General features: G+C 62.0%; 13 protein-coding genes and 1 pseudogene. 11 read left to right on the top strand and 3 right to left on the bottom strand.

Annotated elements, in window-relative coordinates; translation table 11 throughout:
• The first annotated feature begins 210 nt into the window (after positions 1-210).
• The 10 genes and pseudogenes from AC1Q6Y_RS16925 (at position 211) to AC1Q6Y_RS16880 (ending at position 10,445) form a co-directional block, all read left to right on the top strand.
• Entirely contained in the window at positions 211-1,986 is a 1,776-nt protein-coding gene (locus tag AC1Q6Y_RS16925; protein WP_057715194.1) for a PQQ-dependent methanol/ethanol family dehydrogenase, read from the top strand.
• Between the two features lie 25 nt (positions 1,987-2,011).
• A pseudogene (locus tag AC1Q6Y_RS16920) lies at positions 2,012-2,101 on the top strand (outer membrane lipoprotein carrier protein LolA); the annotation flags it as partial.
• 124 nt (positions 2,102-2,225) lie between these two features.
• Positions 2,226-3,746: an acetaldehyde dehydrogenase ExaC gene (gene exaC / locus AC1Q6Y_RS16915; RefSeq protein WP_046037291.1), complete on the top strand. Its 1,521-nt coding sequence runs from the start codon at positions 2,226-2,228 to the stop codon at positions 3,744-3,746.
• Between the two features lie 256 nt (positions 3,747-4,002).
• Positions 4,003-4,074 (top strand): pyrroloquinoline quinone precursor peptide PqqA, encoded by a 72-nt coding sequence (gene pqqA / locus AC1Q6Y_RS16910; protein WP_003253598.1) that lies wholly within the window; start codon positions 4,003-4,005, stop codon positions 4,072-4,074.
• A 55-nt stretch (positions 4,075-4,129) separates the two neighbouring features.
• Positions 4,130-5,044, top strand: a complete 915-nt coding sequence (gene pqqB, locus AC1Q6Y_RS16905; RefSeq protein ID WP_492624826.1) for a pyrroloquinoline quinone biosynthesis protein PqqB — start codon at positions 4,130-4,132, stop codon at positions 5,042-5,044.
• A 143-nt stretch (positions 5,045-5,187) separates the two neighbouring features.
• The gene (gene pqqC, locus AC1Q6Y_RS16900) at positions 5,188-5,940 is read left to right on the top strand and encodes a pyrroloquinoline-quinone synthase PqqC (protein WP_090454972.1); all 753 of its coding nucleotides are present in this window, start codon (positions 5,188-5,190) and stop codon (positions 5,938-5,940) included.
• Positions 5,937-6,209, top strand: a complete 273-nt coding sequence (pqqD, locus tag AC1Q6Y_RS16895; RefSeq protein ID WP_154860152.1) for a pyrroloquinoline quinone biosynthesis peptide chaperone PqqD — start codon at positions 5,937-5,939, stop codon at positions 6,207-6,209. The genes pqqC and pqqD overlap by 4 nt, the downstream gene beginning before the upstream one ends.
• Complete coding sequence (gene pqqE / locus AC1Q6Y_RS16890) at positions 6,187-7,329, top strand: pyrroloquinoline quinone biosynthesis protein PqqE (protein WP_492624825.1); 1,143 nt, start codon at positions 6,187-6,189, stop codon at positions 7,327-7,329. Before pqqD ends, pqqE begins: the two co-directional genes overlap by 23 nt.
• Positions 7,330-7,561: 232 nt before the next feature.
• Complete coding sequence (gene ercA, locus AC1Q6Y_RS16885; protein WP_057715188.1) at positions 7,562-8,725, top strand: alcohol dehydrogenase-like regulatory protein ErcA; 1,164 nt, start codon at positions 7,562-7,564, stop codon at positions 8,723-8,725.
• On the top strand, positions 8,709-10,445 hold the full coding sequence (locus tag AC1Q6Y_RS16880) for a PAS domain-containing hybrid sensor histidine kinase/response regulator (RefSeq protein ID WP_223502137.1): 1,737 nt from the start codon (positions 8,709-8,711) through the stop codon (positions 10,443-10,445). The genes ercA and AC1Q6Y_RS16880 overlap by 17 nt, the downstream gene beginning before the upstream one ends.
• Here AC1Q6Y_RS16880 and AC1Q6Y_RS16875 read toward each other — a convergent pair.
• Positions 10,421-11,311 (bottom strand): aldose 1-epimerase, encoded by an 891-nt coding sequence (locus AC1Q6Y_RS16875; RefSeq protein ID WP_492624824.1) that lies wholly within the window; start codon positions 11,309-11,311, stop codon positions 10,421-10,423. The two genes, AC1Q6Y_RS16880 and AC1Q6Y_RS16875, sit on opposite strands and share 25 nt — an antisense overlap.
• Before the next feature lie 393 nt (positions 11,312-11,704).
• On the opposite strand from AC1Q6Y_RS16875, the gene AC1Q6Y_RS16870 reads away from it, so the two are divergent.
• Complete coding sequence (locus AC1Q6Y_RS16870) at positions 11,705-12,325, top strand: TetR/AcrR family transcriptional regulator (protein ID WP_008046717.1); 621 nt, start codon at positions 11,705-11,707, stop codon at positions 12,323-12,325.
• Positions 12,326-12,467: 142 nt separating this feature from the next.
• Here the strand turns inward: AC1Q6Y_RS16870 and preA are convergent, their stop codons facing one another.
• Positions 12,468-13,742, bottom strand: a complete 1,275-nt coding sequence (gene preA, locus AC1Q6Y_RS16865) for an NAD-dependent dihydropyrimidine dehydrogenase subunit PreA (RefSeq protein ID WP_492624823.1) — start codon at positions 13,740-13,742, stop codon at positions 12,468-12,470.
• Positions 13,743-15,110, bottom strand: coding sequence for an NAD(P)-dependent oxidoreductase (locus AC1Q6Y_RS16860; RefSeq protein ID WP_492624822.1), 1,368 nt, complete (start codon positions 15,108-15,110; stop codon positions 13,743-13,745).
• Between the last annotated feature and the right edge of the window lie 42 nt (positions 15,111-15,152).

Raw genomic sequence — 15,152 nt, 5'->3', positions numbered from 1 at the left:
CGGCTGATACGACGCCATCGCGAGCAAGCTCGCTCCCACAGGGGATCTATGTCTGGCACAAAGTTCGCGGCTCATCTCCTCCGACCCTGTACCAAGGAACTAGCAATCTCCTCATTGCGGGCAATTGTTGCCAGGGCAGCGGCGCCCAAGAATCTGCACCAGACCGGGAAAATTTTCCGGACATAACAAAAATCCGCAGAGGAAGCCGTCATGACCCAACCCGCACGTCGCCAGTCCTTCGTCTTGAGCCTGCTGCTCAGTGCCATGCTGTTGTCCGGCCAGGCATTGGCCGGGGTTTCCGACCAGGACATTCTCCAGGACCCGAAGAACCCGGAACAGGTCGTGACCAACGGCCTCGGCGTTCAAGGGCAGCGCTACAGCCCGCTGGATATTCTCAACGTCGACAACGTCAAGGAGCTGCGCCCGGCGTGGGCGTTTTCCTTCGGCGGAGAAAAACAGCGTGGCCAGCAAGCGCAGCCGATGGTCAAGGACGGCGTGATGTATATGACCGGTTCCTACTCCCGGGTATTTGCCGTGGATGCGCGCACCGGCAAGAAACTCTGGCAATACGATGCGCGCCTGCCCGATGACATCCGCCCTTGCTGCGACGTGATCAACCGTGGTGTCGCGCTGTATGGCGACCTGGTGATTTTCGGCACCCTCGACGCCAAGCTCGTGGCGCTGAACAAGGACACCGGCAAGGTGGTGTGGAGCAAGAAAGTCGCCGACCACAAAGAAGGCTACTCGATCAGCGCCGCGCCGCTGGTGATCAACGGCAAGCTGATTACCGGCGTGGCCGGTGGCGAGTTTGGCGTGGTGGGCAAGATCGAGGCCTACGACCCGAAAAACGGTGATCTGCTGTGGACCCGGCCAACGGTCGAAGGCCATATGGGCTACGTCTACAAGGACGGCAAAGCGGTGGAAAATGGCATCTCCGGCGGCGAGGCGGGCAAGACCTGGCCGGGCGATCTCTGGAAAACCGGTGGCGCGGCCCCTTGGCTTGGCGGTTACTACGACCCCGAAACCAACCTGCTGTTGTTCGGTACCGGCAACCCGGCGCCGTGGAACTCGCACCTGCGCCCTGGCGACAACCTCTACTCCTCGTCGCGCCTGGCGCTCAACCCGGACGACGGCACCATCAAGTGGCACTTCCAGAGCACGCCCCACGATGGTTGGGACTACGACGGCGTGAACGAGCTGGTGTCCTTCAACTACAGCGAAGGGGGCAAGGAGATCAAGGCGGCGGCCACTGCCGACCGTAACGGTTTCTTCTACGTGCTGGACCGCACCAACGGCAAATTCATTCGTGGCTTCCCGTTCGTGGACAAGATCACCTGGGCCACCGGCCTGGATAAGAACGGCCGGCCGATCTACAACGAAGCCAGCCGTCCCGGTGCCCCGGGTTCCGAAGCCAAGGGCAGCTCGGTCTTCGTCGCGCCAGCGTTCCTCGGCGCGAAAAACTGGATGCCGATGGCCTACAACAAAGACACCGGGCTGTTCTATGTGCCGTCCAACGAATGGGGCATGGACATCTGGAACGAAGGCATCGCCTACAAGAAAGGCGCGGCGTTCCTCGGCGCCGGCTTCACCATCAAGCCGTTGAACGAAGACTACATCGGCGTGCTGCGGGCCATCGATCCGAAAACCGGCAAGGAAGTCTGGCGCCACAAGAACTACGCGCCGCTGTGGGGCGGGGTGCTGACCACCAAGGGCAACCTGGTGTTCACCGGCACGCCTGAAGGCTTCCTGCAGGCCTTCAACGCCAAGACCGGCGAAAAGGTCTGGGAATTCCAGACCGGCTCCGGCGTGCTTGGCTCGCCCGTGACCTGGGAAATGGACGGCGAACAGTACGTCTCGGTGCTCTCCGGCTGGGGCGGCGCGGTACCGCTGTGGGGCGGCGAAGTGGCCAAGCGGGTGAAGGACTTCAACCAGGGCGGCATGCTCTGGACCTTCAAGCTGCCCAAGGACCTCGTCGCCAAGCATTAAACCTGTAGGAGCGAGCCTGCTCGCGATGGTCGTCAACGATAACGCTGGAAGCCTGACACCCCACTGCGTTCTCGGGTTCATCGCGAGCAAGCTCGCTCCCACAGTGTTTTGTGTGAAACCTACGACCAAATAACGAGAGCCCCTCCTGCCAACGATGCATTCGTCTGGCGCGCGGGGCTCTCTAGTATCGGCGTATCGCCTGTCAGTACGACAGGCATCGACCCAGACAGAGGCCCATCATGATCTACGCACAACCCGGAACCCCAGGCGCCGTCATTACCTTCAAGCCGCGCTACGGCAACTTCATCGGTGGCGAGTTCGTTGCCCCGATCAATGGCGAGTACTTCACCAACACCTCGCCGGTCAACGGTGAAGTGATCGCCGAATTCCCGCGCTCCAGCGCCGCCGACATCGACAAGGCCCTGGACGCCGCCCATGCCGCTGCCGACGCCTGGGGCAAGACCTCGGCCCAGGACCGCTCCCTGGTGCTGTTGAAAATCGCCGACCGCATCGAGCAGAACCTTGAGGTCCTGGCCGTCACCGAAACCTGGGACAACGGCAAGGCCGTGCGCGAAACCCTGAACGCCGACGTGCCGCTGGCGGCCGACCACTTCCGCTACTTCGCTGGCTGCATCCGCGCCCAGGAAGGCGGGGCTGCCGAGATCAATGAGCTGACCACGGCCTATCACTTCCATGAGCCCCTGGGCGTGGTCGGGCAGATCATTCCGTGGAACTTCCCGCTGCTGATGGCCGCCTGGAAACTCGCCCCGGCCCTGGCCGCCGGCAACTGCATCGTGCTCAAGCCTGCCGAACAAACGCCGCTGTCGATCATGGTCTTCGCCGAGCTGATCGCCGACCTGCTGCCGGCGGGTGTGTTGAACATCGTCCAGGGCTTCGGGCGCGAAGCCGGCGAGGCCCTGGCCACCAGCAAGCGCATCGCCAAGATCGCCTTCACCGGCTCGACCCCGGTGGGCGCGCACATCATGCATTGCGCCGCCGAGAACATCATCCCGAGCACCGTCGAACTGGGCGGCAAGTCGCCGAACATCTTCTTCGAAGACATCATGAACGCTGAACCGGCGTTCATCGAAAAAGCCGCCGAAGGCCTGGTGCTGGCGTTCTTCAACCAGGGTGAAGTCTGCACCTGCCCGTCCCGGGCGCTGGTCCAGGAGTCGATCTACGAGCCGTTCATGGCCGAGGTGATGAAGAAGATCGTCAAGATCAAGCGCGGCAACCCGCTGGACACCGAGACCATGGTCGGCGCCCAGGCGTCCGAGCAGCAATACGACAAGATCCTCTCGTACCTGACCATTGCCCAGGAGGAGGGCGCCGAGCTGCTCACCGGTGGCGCGGCCGAACGTCTGGAGGGTGACCTGTCCAGTGGCTATTACATCCAGCCGACCCTGCTCAAGGGGCACAACAAGATGCGTGTGTTCCAGGAAGAAATCTTCGGCCCGGTGGTGGGTATCACCACCTTCAAGGACGAAGCCGAAGCCCTGGCCATCGCCAACGACAGCGAGTTCGGCCTCGGCGCCGGCCTGTGGACCCGCGACATCAACCGCGCCTACCGCATGGGCCGGGCGATCAAGGCCGGGCGCGTATGGACCAACTGTTACCACCTGTACCCGGCGCACGCGGCGTTCGGTGGCTACAAGAAGTCCGGCGTCGGCCGGGAAAACCACAAGATGATGCTCGATCACTATCAACAGACCAAAAACCTGCTGGTGAGCTACGACATCAATCCGCTGGGGTTCTTCTAACCTCGCAAGAACACTGAAAAACCTGTGGGAGCGAGCTTGCTCGCGATGAGGTCGGCACATTCAACATCTCGGTTGACTGTTGCTCCGTCATCGCGAGCAAGCTCGCTCCCACATGGGTTTTGTGTTGCCAATGACTGCGCAACACCCCCTACCAAATCACCCCCAAAACTCCTTCGAAAGTAGCATTCGGGCACTCGGCGCCCCGTGCATTAATGGCTCTACCGGAATCACCCGGGCACAAGAAGAGGAATGACCCATGTGGACTAAACCCGCGTTTACCGATCTGCGCATTGGCTTCGAAGTGACGATGTATTTCGCCAACCGTTGATTGATCACCCGGCCAGCCGATGCGTTGGCCGGGCCTGCCTTCTGGAGCATCCGCCATGCACATCCGCATTCTCGGTTCCGCCGCTGGCGGTGGTTTCCCGCAGTGGAACTGCAACTGCCGCCAGTGCGCCGGTGTGCGCAATGGCAGCCTGCGGGCCCAGCGCCGTACGCAGTCGTCGATTGCCCTGAGTGACGACGGTGTGGAGTGGGTGCTGTGCAATGCGTCACCGGACATTCGCGCGCAACTCGAGGGTTTTGCGCCGCTGCAACCGGCGCGCCGATTGCGTGACACTGCCATCGCCGGCGTCGTGCTGCTGGACAGCCAGATCGATCATTGCACCGGTTTGCTTAGCCTGCGCGAAGGCTGTCCGCATGACGTTTGGTGCACCGAGCGTGTGCATCAGGACCTGAGCAGCGGTTTCCCGCTGTTCACCATGCTTGAGCACTGGAATGGCGGATTGCAATGGCAACCGGTCGGCCTCGATCGCCAGCCGTTCGGCATCCCGGCCTGCGAGCATTTGCAGTTTCGCGCGATTCCCCTGGTGAGCAACGCGCCGCCGTATTCACCCAATCGCGGCAACCCGCAACCGGGCGACACCATTGGCCTGTTCATAGAAGACCTGCGCAGCGGTGCCTCGCTGTTCTATGCGCCTGGCCTTGGCCGAATCGACGATGAAGTGCTGGGCTGGATGCAGCGTGCCGATTGCCTGCTGCTGGACGGCACCCTGTGGCGCGACGACGAGATGCGTCTCTGCGAAGTCGGCCAGAGCCTGGGCAGCGAAATGGGGCACCTCCCACAAAGCGGACCCGGCGGGATGCTTGAAGTGCTGGAGGGTTTCAATCGCCAGCGCAAGGTGCTGATCCACATCAACAACACCAATCCCATTCTCGATGAAGACTCGGCCGAGCGGGCTTTGCTGGAGCGGCGGGGGATCGAAGTGGCTTATGACGGCATGAGTATTGAGCTGTAGCCAAAGGCCCTATCGCGAGCAGGCTCGCTCCCACAATGGATTTCTGCAGTACATGAAATTTGTGTTCCCACCGAACACCTGTGGGAGCGAGCTTGCTCGCGATAGGGCCAGCGCAGGCACCGCAAAAATTCCCGGAGAACAAAATGACTGACACCCCCATGTCCCCCACAGAATTCGAAGCCGCCCTGCGCGCCAAGGGCGCCTATTACCATATCCACCATCCCTTCCACCAAGCGATGTACGCCGGATGCGCCAGCCGCGAGCAGATCCAGGGCTGGGTCGCCAATCGCTTCTACTATCAGATCAACATTCCCCTGAAGGACGCCGCGATCCTGGCTAACTGCCCGGACCGCGACGTGCGCCGGGAGTGGCTGCAACGGATTCTCGACCACGACGGCGTCCCCGGCAGCGAGGGCGGAATCGAAGCCTGGCTGCGCCTGGGCGAAGCCGTGGGCCTGGATCGCGAGCAGATTTTGTCCCAGGAACTGGTGCTGCCCGGGGTGCGTTTCGCGGTGGACGCCTACGTCAATTTCGCCCGTCGCGCCTGCTGGCAGGAAGCGGCCAGCAGTTCGCTGACCGAACTCTTTGCCCCACAGATTCATCAGTCGCGACTCGACGCCTGGCCGACCCATTACCCGTGGATCGACGTCGCCGGCTACGACTATTTCCGCACGCGCCTGAGTCAGGCGCGGCGCGATGTCGAGCATGGCTTGCGCATTACCCTGGCGCACTACGTGACGGCCGAGGGGCAACAACGCATGTTGGAGATCCTGCAATTCAAGCTCGATGTGCTGTGGAGCATGCTCGATGCCATGAGCATGGCCTACGAACTTGCGCGCCCGCCTTATCACACGGTCACCGGCGACAACGTCTGGCACCGGGGGATAGCCCTGTGAGCCTGATCAATCGCCAGCAGTCACCGGCCTTGCGTCGTGGTTTTCGTCTGCAATGGGAGCCCCGTCAGGATTGCTACGTGCTGCTGTACCCCGAAGGCATGATCAAACTCAACAGCAGCGCCGGGCAGATTCTTGACCTGGTGGATGGCCAGCGCAGCGTGGCGGCGATCATTGATCGATTGAGCGCGAATTTCCCCGGCGTACCCGGGATCGACGAAGACGTGCTGGCGTTTCTGGAGGTGGCCCATGCGCAATTCTGGATCGAGTGAGACGCTGCCTGGACCGCCGTTGTGGCTGCTCGCCGAGCTGACTTACCGCTGTCCGTTGCAGTGCCCCTATTGCTCCAATCCGTTGGACTTTGCTCGACACGGCGAGGAACTGAGCACGGAAGAATGGATTCGCGTATTCCGCGAAGCGCGGGACATGGGCGCCGCGCAATTGGGCTTTTCCGGTGGCGAGCCACTGGTACGTCAGGACCTCGCCGAGTTGATCAAGGCCGCCCGGGACATGGGCTACTACACCAATTTGATCACTTCGGGCATCGGCCTGACCGAGCAGAAGGTGCGCGACTTCAAGGTGGCCGGGCTGGACCATATCCAGATCAGCTTCCAGGCCGCCGACGAAGCGGTGAATAACATGCTCGCCGGCTCGCGCAAGGCCTTTGCCCAGAAACTCGCCATGGCCCGTGCGGTGAAAGCCCAGGGCTATCCGATGGTGCTGAACTTCGTCACCCATCGGCACAACATCGACCGGATCGCGCAGATCATCGAGTTGTGCCTGGAGCTGGAAGCGGATTTCGTCGAATTGGCCACGTGCCAGTTCTATGGCTGGGCTGAACTCAACCGCGTCGGCCTGTTGCCCACACGGGAGCAATTGCAGCGTGCCGAGCGCATCACCAACGAGTATCGCCAGCGCCTTGAAGCACAGAGCCACCCGTGCAAGCTGATATTCGTCACCCCGGACTACTACGAGGAACGCCCCAAGACCTGCATGAACGGCTGGGCCAACCTGTTTCTCGACATCACCCCCGACGGCACGGCGTTGCCCTGCCACAGCGCCCGGCAATTGCCGGTAGCGTTTCCCAACGTGCGCGAGCACAGCCTCTCGCACATCTGGAACGACTCGTTCGGCTTCAACCGTTTTCGCGGCGACGACTGGATGAAGGAGCCGTGCCGCTCCTGCGATGAAAAGCACAAGGACCTGGGCGGGTGCCGCTGCCAGGCTTTCATGCTGACTGGCGATGCCAGCAATGCCGACCCGGTGTGCAGCAAGTCGCCACACCACGGCGTGATCCTCAAGGCCCGCGAAGAAGCCGAGGCGCCAGGGTTGGGGATCGAACACCTGACGCTGCGCAATGCGAAGACTTCACAGCTGATCTATCGAGGTTAGTCTGGCGACACAGATCCGTGTGGGAGCGGGCTTGCTCGCGAAAGCGGAGTGTCAGTCACCATCAATATTGACTGACAGGGCCTCTTCGCGAGCAAGCCCGCTCCCACAGCGAGGCCGCGGTGAATTCGAATCTGAGTACGCCCCAGCCTGCTACCCATTGGTCTGATTGCATTCGCAGCTGGATGGTTTAGTGTGGTTTCTACCTTCCAAAACAATAAAAACAGGCTTTCCAATGAGCCAGAGTCTCAACCAGCTGCGCAAGTTCGTTTCCCCTGAAATCATCTTCGGTGCCGGTAGCCGGCACAGTGTCGGCAATTACGCCAAGACCTTTGGCGCACGCAAGGTGCTGGTGGTCAGCGATCCCGGCGTGATCGCCGCCGGCTGGGTCGCCGATGTCGAGGCCAGCCTGCAAGCGCTGGGCATCGAATACTGCCTGTACAGCGATGTCTCGCCCAACCCACGGGTCGAAGAGGTGATGCTCGGTGCCGAGATGTACCGGGAAAACCACTGCGACGTGATCGTCGCCGTCGGTGGTGGCAGCCCGATGGACTGCGGCAAAGGCATCGGCATCGTCGTCGCCCATGGCCGCAGCATTCTCGATTTCGAGGGCGTGGACACCATCCGCGTGCCCAGCCCGCCGCTGATCCTGATTCCGACCACCGCCGGCACCTCGGCCGATGTCTCGCAATTCGTGATCATTTCCAATCAGCAGGAGCGCATGAAGTTCTCCATCGTCAGCAAGGCCGTGGTGCCGGACGTTTCGCTGATCGACCCGGAAACCACCCTGAGCATGGACCCGTTCCTGTCGGCCTGTACCGGCATCGACGCGCTGGTGCATGCCATCGAAGCCTTCGTGTCCACCGGCCATGGGCCGTTGACCGACCCCCATGCGCTGGAAGCGATGCGCCTGATCAATGGCAATCTGGTGCAAATGATCGCCAACCCGACCGACATCGCCCTGCGCGAGAAGATCATGCTCGGCAGCATGCAGGCCGGGCTGGCGTTTTCCAACGCCATCCTGGGCGCCGTGCATGCCATGTCCCACAGCCTCGGCGGCTTTCTAGACCTGCCCCACGGCCTGTGCAACGCGGTGCTCGTCGAGCATGTGGTGGCCTTCAATTACAATTCGGCACCGGAGCGCTTCAAGGTGATCGCCGAGACCTTCGGCATCGACTGCCGAGGCCTGAATCACCGGCAGATCTGTGGGCGCCTGGTCGAACACCTGATCGCCCTCAAGCACGCCATCGGCTTTCACGAGACCCTCGGTTTGCATGGCGTCAGGACCTCGGACATTCCGTTCCTGTCGCAGCATGCGATGCACGATCCGTGCATCCTGACCAACCCGCGCGAATCCAGCCAGCGTGATGTCGAGGTCGTCTATGGCGAAGCCCTCTGACGAGCAACAACGGGCCCTGGCCGGGCTGCTGGGACTGGGCAGCCATTCGGCGCGCAAGAGTCATTACCCGGAACTGGCCGCGCGCCTGGATGATCTGGAAGCCGAGCGCAACCGCTACAAGTGGCTGTTCGAAAACGCGGTGCACGGGATCTTCCAGGCCAGCCTGCTCGATGGCATGCGCGCCGCCAACCCGGCGCTGGCACGCATGCTCGGCTACCAGGATCCGCAGGAGGTGCTGTTCTCCCTGACCGACCTGGCCAGCACCCTGTTCGTCGATGGCGCGCAGGAGCTGGAAACCATCAGCGAAATCCTCAGGCACCAGCGTAGCCTGCACGGCTATGAAACCCGCTTGCGGCGCAAGGACGGCAGTCACCTGGATGTGTTGATGAACCTGCTGCTCAAGCCCGGCCAGGAAGGCCTGGTGGAAGGGTTCGTCTCCGATATCACCGAGCGCAAGCTGGCCCAGCGACGCCTGCAGCAACTCAATGACGAACTGGAGCAGCGCGTCGTCGCGCGCACCGATGAATTGCTCGAAGCCAACCGTAACCTTCAGCAGCAGATCACCCAGCGTAAACAGATCGCCAAGGCCTTGCGCGATGCCCGCGATGCCGCCGAGGCCGCCAATCACAGCAAGGACAAATACCTCGCCGCCGCCAGCCACGACCTGCTGCAACCGCTGAACGCCGCGCGGTTGCTGATTTCGACCTTGCGCGAACGCCAATTGCCGGAAGCCGAACAGGTGCTGGTGGAGCGCACTCACCAGGCCCTGGAAGGGGCCGAAGACCTGCTGACGGATCTGCTCGACATTTCCCGGCTCGATCAGGCCGCGGTCAAGCCGGACATCGCGTCGTACCGCCTCGATGAACTGCTTGGGCCGCTGGTCTCGGAGTTCCAGTCCGTCGCCCAGGCGGCCGGCTTGAACCTGCGGGTGCGCATGGCCGATTACGCCATCAGCACCGACTTGCGCCTGATGACGCGGATCCTGCGCAACTTCCTCAGCAATGCCTGCCGCTACACCGATGAAGGCAGCATCCTGCTGGCGGTAAGGCGTCGGGGCGAGATGCTGCGCCTGGAGGTCTGGGACACCGGGCGTGGCATCGCCGCCGACCGGCTCGATTCGATCTTCCTCGAGTTCAACCAACTGGACGTCGGTCGCGCCGCCGACCGCAAGGGCGTGGGCCTGGGGCTGGCGATCGTCGAGCGCATCGCCAAGATCCTTGGCTATAGGATCGGCGTGTACTCGTTGCCGGGGCGGGGTTCGATGTTCAGCATCGAGGTGCCGATATCCGACGAGGTTCCGTTGCCCGTGAGCCAGGCGGTACCACAACCGGGCACCGGCAATCCGCTGCCGGGCCGCCGTCTGCTGGTGATCGACAACGAAGTGAGCATTCTCGAAAGCATGGGCGCGTTGCTCGGGCAGTGGGGCTGCGACGTTCTGGTCGCCACCGATGAAGCGGCTGCACTGGCAGCGTTACGCGGACAGGCGCCGGAGCTGATTCTCGCGGACTATCACCTCGATCACGGGGTGGTCGGCTGTGATGTGGTGCGACATTTACGCGAGCATTTCCACCAGGACATTCCCGCGGTGATCATTACCGCCGACCGCACCGACCAATGCCGGCGTGCGTTGCAGCGGCTCAACGCACCCTTGCTGAACAAACCGGTGAAGCCCGGCAAGTTGCGAGCGGTGTTGAGTCAACTGTTGGGAACCTCTGCCTGAAGCGGCCGATACTGCAGGCTGAAACCCAGTTCGGTGGATTGGCCCTGTTCCAGCAAACGCAACCCCGGCCGACCGGGCAGGTGGTGCGCGTTGACCGGATGGCTCACCGGTTCGATGCAGAAAAACTCCAGGCCCACGGGGCAGTACAGCAGGTAGTAATCGCTGCCGGTGGCCTGGCAGTCGAGCGTGTAACCAAGATCCGCTTGCTCGATCAGGCAGTGACCGTTCCATTCGCAGAAGCCGTTGTCCACCAGCGATTCGGGCAATGCCTTCAGTTGCTGGAAATCCCACTCGAGCGGCAATGCGCTGAGTTCTGTCGGCAGTTTTGCCCTGTCGCACAACCACACATGCCGGGCGGGCGCCTGTAGTCGGGTGTTCGCGGTGCGCGGCAGATACGGATGCAATCCCAGGCCATGCCACGCAGCGTGCTCGGCCAGGTGTGTGACGTGCAGTTCGATGCTCAGCTTGCCCGCGCTCAATTGGAAACGTTGCCGGGTGCGATAAGCGAAGGGGGTTGTGCCGTCGAGTTGCAGGACCACTTCATTTTCCGACCGGGAAACCACGTCCCACGGCTGCTGCCAGGCGCTGCCGTGAATCGGCAGGGGATCGGTGAGGCTGTTGGGCGCCAGTGCCAGCCAGCCATCGGGGCAATCGAAACCGCCATCGGCGATGCGGTTGGACCAGGGGATCAAGGGAAAGCAGCCGAGTTTGCCGGGCAGGCCGGTGTTCAGGGCATGGGCATCACTGTGGCGCAACAAGGGCTGTCCGGTGCTGCGCACCGTCCAGTTGACGATGCTGGCGCCAAGCTCGGGCGCGAGGGTGAGGCGGGTGAATTCGTCTTCGAGTTCGATCAGTGTTAGCGACATGTTTACCTGCTGTGTGATTTTCAAGGCTTGCACCGTTCCCTGTGGCGAGGGAGCTTGCCCCCGTTGGGTCGCGAAGCGGCCCCTACGACTTTCAGGCATATCGAGGAGTTTATATTTACGACTGCTGCGCAGCCGAACGGGGGCAAGCCCCCTCGCCACAAAAGCTCGCTCCCACAAGGGATTGGATTGTCAGCTGGAAATCATCGGCGGCAGCGTGCCGAGCAGGGCCGCGACGGTCAGGGTTTTCTTGAGCAACATCGTGGGTACCTCAGGCAGTTTCCAAGTGCGCAGAGTTTAGCTTTACGACAGTGGCCGCACGAAGTTTCGTTTTCCCCTGTCGCCGCGATCCAGAGCGGATGCTAGTCTTGCTCAACGTTGTTGTCGGGGATCCGCATGGGCAATCACAAGATCGAGATTCGTCGCAGTAACGTCGAAAAAATCCTGCTGGGGGCGGAAAAAGTCTTCGCTGAAAAGGGCTTTGGCAGCACCGCCATGGCCGACATCGCCGCTGAAGTACAACTGCCGCGCTCCAACCTGCACTACTACTTCAGCACCAAGACCGAGTTGTACAGCGCCGTGCTGTTCGATTTGCTGGAAGTCTGGAAGCAGGACGCCCTGTGCTTCGAGATGTTCGATGACCCGCGTGTGGTGCTCAGCAGCTACATCCGCGCCAAGATGAACCATTCCCGCAGCCGGCCCTATGGCTCGAAAGTCTGGGCCAACGAAATCATCCATGGCGCGCCGACCCTCGGCGAAGCGCTGGATGCGAGCCTGTACGACTGGGCCAAGATGAAGGAAGCGAAAATCCGCCAATGGGTGGACGACAAACGCATCCTGCCGGTGGAGCCTTCGAGCCTGCTGTACATGATCTGGGCCTCGACCCAGCACTACGCCGACTTCGATCACCAGGTGAATATTCTCAACGACCATCAGCCGCTGTCGGACATGCAGTTCGAGAAAGCGGTGCAGACGGTGACCAGTGTGATTTTGCGGGGGATCGGGTTGGAGCCTTGAGATTTGTGCTGCAGTGGCCGGCCTCATCGCGAGCAAGCTCGCTCCCACAGGGATCATTGGTGTACTCAGGTTTGATGTACGACACAAATCCACTGTGGGAGCGAGCTTGCTCGCGATGGCGCCGGTTCAGACGCCGCAGATTTCAAGGACCGACGTGATACGGATTCCTCGGATCATGATTCCAGTCCAGGAACGGCTTGCCAGTCTCCACCGGCACCATCTCGATGCAGTCCTGCACCGGGCAGGTGATCTGGCACAGATTGCAGCCCACGCACTCCTCATCGATCACTTGATACTTGTGAGTGCCATCCGCTTGCTTGAGGCTGGCCACGGCCTGGTGCGAGGTGTCCTCACAAGCGATATGGCAGCGACCGCAACCGATACAAGCCTCCTGATCGATTTTCGCGATCACCTGGTAGTTGATGTCCAGGTACTTCCAGTCCGTGGTGTTGCCCACCGCACGGCCGGAAAACTCCGAAATGCTGGCATAGCCCTGACTGTCCATCCAGCGTGACAAGCCGTCCTTCATGTCTTCGACAATCCGGAAGCCATGCAGCATCGCCGCCGTGCAGACCTGCACCGAGCCACTGCCGAGCGCGATGAATTCCGCCGCATCGCGCCAGTTGCCAATGCCGCCGATCCCGCTGATCGGCAGGCCCAGGGTCTGCGGGTCGCGGGCGATTTCGGCGACCATGTTCAAGGCAATCGGCTTGACGGCCGAGCCGCAGTAACCGCCGTGGGTGCTTTGGCTGCCGACCATGGGATTGGCGACCATGCGTTCGAGGTTAACGCTGGTGATCGAGTTGATGGTGTTGATCAATGACACCGCATCGGCACCACCACGGTGGGCGGCGCGGGCGGCGACACGGATGTCGGTGATGTTCGGCGTGAGCTTGACGATCACCGGCAGCGAGCAATAGGTCTTGCACCAGCGGGTGACCTGTTCCACGTATTCCGGCACCTGGCCGACCGCCGCGCCCATGCCGCGTTCCGGCATGCCGTGGGGGCAACCGAAGTTCAGCTCGATGCCGTCGGCGCCAGTGGCTTCCACCAGCGGCAGGATGTGTTTCCAGGATTCTTCGACGCAGGGCACCATCAAAGACACGATCAGCGCACGGTCCGGCCAGTCCTTTTTGACCTGGGTGATTTCCCGCAGGTTGATCTCCAGCGAGCGGTCGGTGATCAGCTCGATGTTGTTAAAGCCCAGTACCTCCCGGTTAGCCCCGAAGTGCGCCGAGTAGCGCGACGACACGTTCACCGCCGCCGGGTCTTCACCCAGGGTTTTCCAGACCACGCCGCCCCAGCCGGCCTCGAAGGCGCGGACCACGTTGTAGGCCTTGTCGGTCGGCGGCGCGGAGGCCAGCCAGAATGGATTGGGTGCTTTGATGCCGGCGAAGACAATCGACAGATCGGCCATTTACGCAGCCTCCACGTTGAGCATCAGTTGAGCGTTGATCGCCTCGGCGGCGCGCTTGCCATGCTGCACGGCTTGCACGGTAAGGTCTTGATCGAGGCTGGTGCAGTCGCCGCCGGCATACACGTCGGGGATGCTGGTGCGCAGTTGCTCATCGACTTCGATGCGTTCGCCCTGACGCTTGAGTTCTCGGGCCAGTGGATCACTGAGGGCGCTGCCGTCGAAGGTCTGGCCGATGGCCTTGAAGATCGCGTCGGCGGCCAGTTCGAAGGTTTCACCGGTGGTTTGCAGGCGGTCTTCCACCAGACGGGTGCGGGCGAAACGCATGCCGCGCACGCGGCCATGGTCATCGAGCAGCACTTCTTCGGGTTGAGCCCAGGTCATCAGCCGCACCTGATTGGCCTTGGCAATCTCCTGTTCGTGATGGGTGGCGCCCATGTCCTCGATGCCACGGCGGTACACCAGATTCACATCGTGGGCGCCAAGGCGGGCCATTTGCACCGCCATGTCGATGGCGGTGTTGCCTGCGCCGAGGACAATGCAGTGGTCGGCCAGGGGCAGTTGGCTCAGGTCATCGGCCTGGCGCAGTTCGCGGATGTAGTCGGTGGCGGCGAGTAGGCCAGGCGCGTCTTCGTGGGCCAGACCTAGCTGTTTGCTGGCATTGAGCCCGAGGCCGAGGAACACCGCATCGAACTGTTGATGCAGTTCACTGAGGGTCAGGTTCTCCCCGAGTTTCTGCCCGTGGCGGATTTCGATGCCGCCAATCTCCAACAGGAACTCAAGCTCCTTTTGCGCGTAGTCATCCACCAGTTTGTATTTGGCGATTCCGTACTCGTTGAGGCCGCCAGCCTTTTCCCGCGCTTCGAAAATCACCACGTCATGCCCGTGCATGGCACTGCGGTGGGCGCAGGACAAACCGGCCGGACCGGCACCCACCACGGCGATGCGTTTGCCGGTGGCGGCAGCACGCTGGAAGGGGTGCGTGCTGAAATGGGCGTTGTCCACGGCGTAACGTTGCAACAGGCCGATCATGACCGGCGCGCATTCGTGAGTGTTGTTGCGCACGCAGGCTTGCTGGCAAAGAATCTCCGTCGGGCACACCCGGGCGCAACTGCCACCGAGGATGTTGGCCGAGAGGATTTTCTGCGCGGCGCCTTGCACGTTGTCCTGCGCAATGTTGCGGATGAACGAGGGAATGTCGATCTCGCTCGGACAGGCATTCACGCAGGGCGCGTCGTAGCAATACAGGCAGCGCGAGGCTTCCAGGTGCGCCTGGCGCTCGTTGAGCGGCGGCGCCAGATCGGTGAAGTGGCCGGCGAGGGCGGCCGCATTCTCAACGGGATGCGGGAGGTGGTCCAGGGTCTTGATCACGGTTTTGGCCTCACGGTTATTTGAGGTGCTGCCTCTGAATGG

Source organism: Pseudomonas sp. GW823-FHT06E10, assembly GCF_058794995.1.
This window is presented reverse-complemented; position numbering and strand designations above follow the sequence as displayed.

Excerpts from the sequence above, each read along its gene's own strand:
- AC1Q6Y_RS16925 (WP_057715194.1), top strand. The coding sequence starts at position 211 with ATGACCCAACCCGCACGTCGCCAGTCCTTCGTCTTGAGCCTGCTGCTC.
- exaC (WP_046037291.1), top strand. The coding sequence starts at position 2,226 with ATGATCTACGCACAACCCGGAACCCCAGGCGCCGTCATTACCTTCAAG.
- pqqB (WP_492624826.1), top strand. The coding sequence starts at position 4,130 with ATGCACATCCGCATTCTCGGTTCCGCCGCTGGCGGTGGTTTCCCGCAG.
- pqqC (WP_090454972.1), top strand. The coding sequence starts at position 5,188 with ATGACTGACACCCCCATGTCCCCCACAGAATTCGAAGCCGCCCTGCGC.
- pqqE (WP_492624825.1), top strand. The coding sequence starts at position 6,187 with ATGCGCAATTCTGGATCGAGTGAGACGCTGCCTGGACCGCCGTTGTGG.
- ercA (WP_057715188.1), top strand. The coding sequence starts at position 7,562 with ATGAGCCAGAGTCTCAACCAGCTGCGCAAGTTCGTTTCCCCTGAAATC.
- AC1Q6Y_RS16880 (WP_223502137.1), top strand. The coding sequence starts at position 8,709 with ATGGCGAAGCCCTCTGACGAGCAACAACGGGCCCTGGCCGGGCTGCTG.
- AC1Q6Y_RS16875 (WP_492624824.1), bottom strand. The coding sequence starts at position 11,311 with ATGTCGCTAACACTGATCGAACTCGAAGACGAATTCACCCGCCTCACC.
- AC1Q6Y_RS16870 (WP_008046717.1), top strand. The coding sequence starts at position 11,705 with ATGGGCAATCACAAGATCGAGATTCGTCGCAGTAACGTCGAAAAAATC.
- preA (WP_492624823.1), bottom strand. The coding sequence starts at position 13,742 with ATGGCCGATCTGTCGATTGTCTTCGCCGGCATCAAAGCACCCAATCCA.